The sequence below is a fragment of the Rhodoblastus sp. genome (genome assembly GCF_052145335.1).
Classification (GTDB): Bacteria; Pseudomonadota; Alphaproteobacteria; order Rhizobiales; family Beijerinckiaceae; genus Rhodoblastus.
Window position 1 is genome coordinate 1 of sequence record NZ_JBKQOU010000247.1, and the last position, 4512, is coordinate 4512.

Here is a 4512-nt window from a genome sequence, read left to right on the forward strand (position 1 = left end):
ATTCCGAGCACGGATTTGAAGCGCGGATCTCACCGCCGGCCGGGCAGGTGTGCCAGTCGTTGATGGTGGTGTGATATTGCAGGCCGGGATCGGCCGAAGCCCAGGCGGCATAGCCGATCTTGTCCCAAAGCTCGCGGGCGGGCAGTTTCTTGGCGACCTTGCCGTCGATGCGGCGGGTCAGCGCCCATTCCCCATCCTGCTCTACGGCGCGGAGAAAACCGTCGGCGATGCGCACCGAATTATTGGAGTTCTGGCCGGAAACGGTGAGGTAGGCTTCCGAATCCCAGTCGGTGTTGTATTCGGGGAGGTCGAAATCGCGGAAACCCTGCTTGGCGTATTGAATGACGCGCTTGATGAAGCTGTCGGGCGCCTGGGCGCGGCGGGCGAGCTTGATTTCGCGTTTCAGGGCGGGGTTGCGCTCGGGATCGAAGCAATCGTCGCCGCTGCCTTCGCAGTTCACCGCCGCCTTGAACACCGCCTTCATGTGCTTGCGCAGGATTTTCGAGCCGACGACGAGCGCGGCGACTTTCTCTTCCTCGCGTACTTTCCAGTCGATGAAGCTCTCGATGTCGGGATGGTCGACGTCGACCACCACCATTTTGGCGGCGCGGCGGGTGGTGCCGCCGGATTTGATGGCGCCGGCCGCGCGGTCGCCGATTTTCAGGAAGGACATCAGGCCGGAGGACTTGCCGCCGCCGGAAAGCTTTTCGTTCTCGCCGCGCAGCGACGAGAAGTTGGCGCCCGTGCCGGAGCCGTACTTGAACAGCCGCGCCTCGCGCACCCACAGGTCCATGATGCCGCCCTCGTTGACGAGGTCGTCCTTCACCGACTGGATGAAACAGGCGTGGGGCTGGGGATGTTCATAGGCCGAGTTTGAGGCGGTGAGGACTCCGGTCTCGAAGTCGACGTAATAATGGCCCTGGCCGGGGCCGTCGACGCCATAGGCCCAGTGCAGGCCGGTGTTGAACCATTGCGGCGAATTGGGCGCGGCGATCTGGCGCGCCAGCATGAAGCGCAGCTCGTCGAAAAAGGCTGAGGCGTCCTCTTCGCTGTCGAAATAGCCGCCTTTGAAGCCCCAATAGGTCCAGGCGCCGGCGAGACGGTCGAAAACCTGCTTGGCGGAAATCTCGCCGACGATGCGCTCTCTTTCGGGCAGGGCGGCGAGGGCGGCCTCGTCGGGGACGGAGCGCCACAGGAAAGAGGGGACGGCGTTTTCCTCGACGCGCTTGACATGCGCGGGAACGCCGGCGCGGCGGAAATATTTCTGCGCGAGGACGTCGCAGGCGACCTGGCTCCAGGCGGCGGGGACTTCGACGCCGCTTTGGGAGAAAACGGTCGAGCCGTCGGGGTTGCGGATTTCGCTCTTGGTATGCCGGAATTCGATGTCGTGATAAGGCGATTGCCCCGCCTTGGTATAGTGCCGTTCGATCCGCATAGCGATGTCCCCCGAATATCCGCCCAAATTTTTTTCGCCGGCTGTCAGGACTGTTCAACGGGTAGCGCAGCGTGGCGGCAAGACAGTGGCGAAGACGGCCGCATAGGCCAGCCGGCGGGGCGAAGACCCAGCCTGACCAGACTTACGCGGCACCAGGACGCCAAGGATTGAACTGTGCGCTGAACCATCGACCCGCCAAAATGCGGGGTCCGTCGACAGGCGCCGCCGCCGTCCGCAAAATCGGATCGATCGCCGGGCGCCGCCCTTCCAAACCGGAATGAGCCAAGGTAACGCGTGATCTCCAAGGTCGTCAAGATATTGTGTGCATTTCCTGGCGCTACACTAGAAATTGTGAATTGTGGGGAAAGATTCAACCGGACGTTAAGATTTTTTTTGCATTTCTTCGGGCTTCGACGCAGGGGCTTTTTTCGTCCCTTACAGGCCGAGCCAGGGGGCCAAAAGCGGCAGGATCACGCTGGTCAGCGCGCCGTTGAGCCCCATGGCGATGCCGGCGAAGGCGCCGGCGGTCGAATCGATATGGAAGGCGCGTGCGGTTCCAATGCCATGAGCGCCGACGCCGGCGGCCATGCCGATCGCCGCCGAATCGCCGATTCGCAAAAGTTTCATCAAGGGCGTCAGAAGGATCGCGCCCAAAATGCCGGTGGCGATGACCAGGGCGACGGTGAGGAAGGGCGCGCCGCCGATTCGTTCCGACAGGCCCATGGCGATCGGCGCGGTGACCGACTTGGGCGCGAGCGATGCGGCAAGTTCGCGCGAGGCGCCGAGCGCCTTGGCGATCAGCACGGCGCTGGCGATGGCGGTGAATGAGCCGACCAGCAGCGCGCCGCAAATCGGCAGGGCGCTTTTCTTCACCTGTTCGAAATTGCGATAGAGCGGAATGGCCAGGGCGACGGTGGCGGGCCCGAGCAGAAAATGGATGAATTGCGCGCCGGCGAAATAGGTCTGGTAGGAGGTCCCGGTCGCCTTGAGCAGGATGATGACGATGGCGGCCGACAGCGCCACCAGATTGACTGCCGGATGGCGGCCGCAGGCCATCGAGATCCGATCGGCCGCGAGAAACGCCAGCAGGGTCACCGTCAGCCAGAACAGGGGAGAGGCGGCGAGATAGACCCAGACCTGGGCATGGCCGGGGATGAACGTCTCGATCATTTCCGCTCTCCGCTGCTCGACAGCAGGCGGAAGGTCGCGGCGGTGGCGGCCATGGTCAGCGTCGTGGAGACGACGACCGCGAGGGTCAGGGTCGCGGCGTTGGCGGCGAGAAGGTCGAAGTAGTTCATCAGCCCGACCGCAGCGGGCACGAACAGCAGCGACAGATGGCCGAGCAGGCCGTCGGCGACGCCGGCGAGCGGGGCCGGGATTTTCTGCGTGCCTTGGCCTCCGCGAAACAGCAGGGCGCAAAACAACAGGCCCATGCCGAACACCGGGCCGGGCAGGGGCAGGGCAAAGGCGCGGACGACAGTTTCGCCGATCAATTGGCATAATAATATGCCGGCCAGGGCGCCGATCATGATGTTTCCCCCATGGAAAATCCGGCGCGCCGGACGAAAAGTTCGTCCGCTATAGCGCAAGAGACGACTGGACAGAAGCTTTCGACGCGGCCATAGTCCGCCGCGAAAAAATCTCCTCCCGGCGCGACGCAAACAGGATCAGACGCGATGAAATGGCTCGTCCAACTTTTCACTTGGTGGAACGGACAGACTCTCAACACGCGTTTCTACACCTGGCTCAACGGTGAACGCGTCGGCACGGACCAGTTCGGCAATATATATTATCGCACCAATGGCGGTAAGCTCGATCCGGCCCTGGGCTTCGAGCGTCGCTGGGTCATTTTCAACGGCTATGCCGACGGCTCGGCCGTTCCTCCCGGCTGGTATGGCTGGCTGCATCACATGACCGATGAATTGCCGGACGAGAACTACAAGCCGCGCGAATGGGAAAAGCCCTATATCCCCAACCAGACCGGCACGCCCAACGCCTGGCGTCCGCAGGGTTCGACGCTGGCCGCCGGCGCCCGCCCGAAGGCGACCGGCGATTATCAGGCCTGGTCGCCTGAAGCTTGATCCGCTCATGTTGTCGCCTGAGGCTCGCCGGCCTGGCGAAACCATGGATTGCCGCGCTCGCATGATTCGCCGATCGACTCTCGCCTTGATGGTCAGCGCGACGCTGTTGGCGGGCGCTGGCGCGCGCGCCGACGAGATCCGCAATCCCACCGCTATTTTCGCCGGCCTCGACAAGATCACCGGACGCATCATTTCCTTCGATGTGGCGATGGACGAGACGGTGCAGTTCGGAACCCTGCAGATCACCCCGCGCGTCTGCCTGACCCGGCCGCAGACCGAGGCGCCGCAGACCGAAAGTTTCATCGAGGTCGACGAGATCGAAAGCGCCAAGACGTCGAAGCGGATTTTTTCCGGCTGGATGTTCTCCGCCAGTCCCGGCCTGCACGGCATCGAACATCCGGTCTATGACGTCTGGCTGAAGGATTGCAAAGGCGGGGTCGATGTGGTCGCCGGTCCTTCCGCTGGTCCGGACGTCAACGCGCCCCCGCCGCCCAACGCCGCGCCGGCGCCAAAAGACTCCGCGCCCGCGCGCCATCCGCGCCGCACCATCACGCCGCAAAATCCGGTCGAGCCGACGGTGGACACTTTGCCAGGCGAAACGCCGCCCGCCGCCGCTCCCGAGCAACCGCTCGCTGTCACCCCCGACCAGCCATCGCCGCAGAGCCCGCCCGCGACGACGCATAATGGCGCGGTCGATAATGGCGCGGTCGATAATGGTGGAGTCGACAAAGGACTTGGCGCCCCGGTGGAAGTCGGGCCGCCGCCCGGCGCGCCAAAGCCCAAGCCCAAGCCCAAGCCGAAGCGCAAACCGCCGCCGCCGACCACGACTTTGGACGGCGAGCCGATGCCGGACGAGCCGCCGATGGACGCGCGACCCCGGCGCCAGCCGCTCGAGCCGATGACGCCGGACGACCTGCCGCGCGATCCCTATTACAGGTAAAACACAGCTAATCGGCTGGGGACCAAGGCGCCATGAAGGGCGCAGGATCGCGCCGG

General features: G+C 64.2%; 4 protein-coding genes and 1 pseudogene. 2 read left to right on the forward strand and 3 right to left on the reverse strand.

All coding sequences use genetic code 11. From position 1 onward, the window contains the following. The 3 genes and pseudogenes from ACLP2E_RS15740 to ACLP2E_RS15750 form a co-directional block, all read right to left on the reverse strand. Window positions 1-1435, reverse strand: a pseudogene (locus ACLP2E_RS15740) (vitamin B12-dependent ribonucleotide reductase); the annotation flags it as partial. Window positions 1436-1870: 435 nt separating this feature from the next. After that, complete coding sequence (locus tag ACLP2E_RS15745) at window positions 1871-2605, reverse strand: LrgB family protein (RefSeq protein ID WP_442466475.1); 735 nt, start codon at window positions 2603-2605, stop codon at window positions 1871-1873. Then, window positions 2602-2964, reverse strand: a complete 363-nt coding sequence (locus ACLP2E_RS15750) for a CidA/LrgA family protein (protein ID WP_442466476.1) — start codon at window positions 2962-2964, stop codon at window positions 2602-2604. Before ACLP2E_RS15750 ends, ACLP2E_RS15745 begins: the two co-directional genes overlap by 4 nt. Before the next feature lie 147 nt (window positions 2965-3111). Here ACLP2E_RS15750 and ACLP2E_RS15755 point away from each other — a divergent pair, with 147 nt between their 5' ends. Then, the gene (locus ACLP2E_RS15755; RefSeq protein WP_442461883.1) at window positions 3112-3516 is read left to right on the forward strand and encodes an NADH:ubiquinone oxidoreductase subunit NDUFA12; all 405 of its coding nucleotides are present in this window, start codon (window positions 3112-3114) and stop codon (window positions 3514-3516) included. A gap of 61 nt (window positions 3517-3577) precedes the next feature. Next, on the forward strand, window positions 3578-4456 hold the full coding sequence (locus ACLP2E_RS15760; RefSeq protein WP_442461884.1) for a DUF2155 domain-containing protein: 879 nt from the start codon (window positions 3578-3580) through the stop codon (window positions 4454-4456). Window positions 4457-4512 lie beyond the last annotated feature (56 nt).

Bases quoted from the DNA above. Each gene is read 5' to 3' on its own strand.
- ACLP2E_RS15745 (WP_442466475.1), bottom strand. From the start codon at position 2,605: ATGATCGAGACGTTCATCCCCGGCCATGCCCAGGTCTGGGTCTATCTC.
- ACLP2E_RS15750 (WP_442466476.1), bottom strand. From the start codon at position 2,964: ATGATCGGCGCCCTGGCCGGCATATTATTATGCCAATTGATCGGCGAA.
- ACLP2E_RS15755 (WP_442461883.1), top strand. From the start codon at position 3,112: ATGAAATGGCTCGTCCAACTTTTCACTTGGTGGAACGGACAGACTCTC.
- ACLP2E_RS15760 (WP_442461884.1), top strand. From the start codon at position 3,578: ATGATTCGCCGATCGACTCTCGCCTTGATGGTCAGCGCGACGCTGTTG.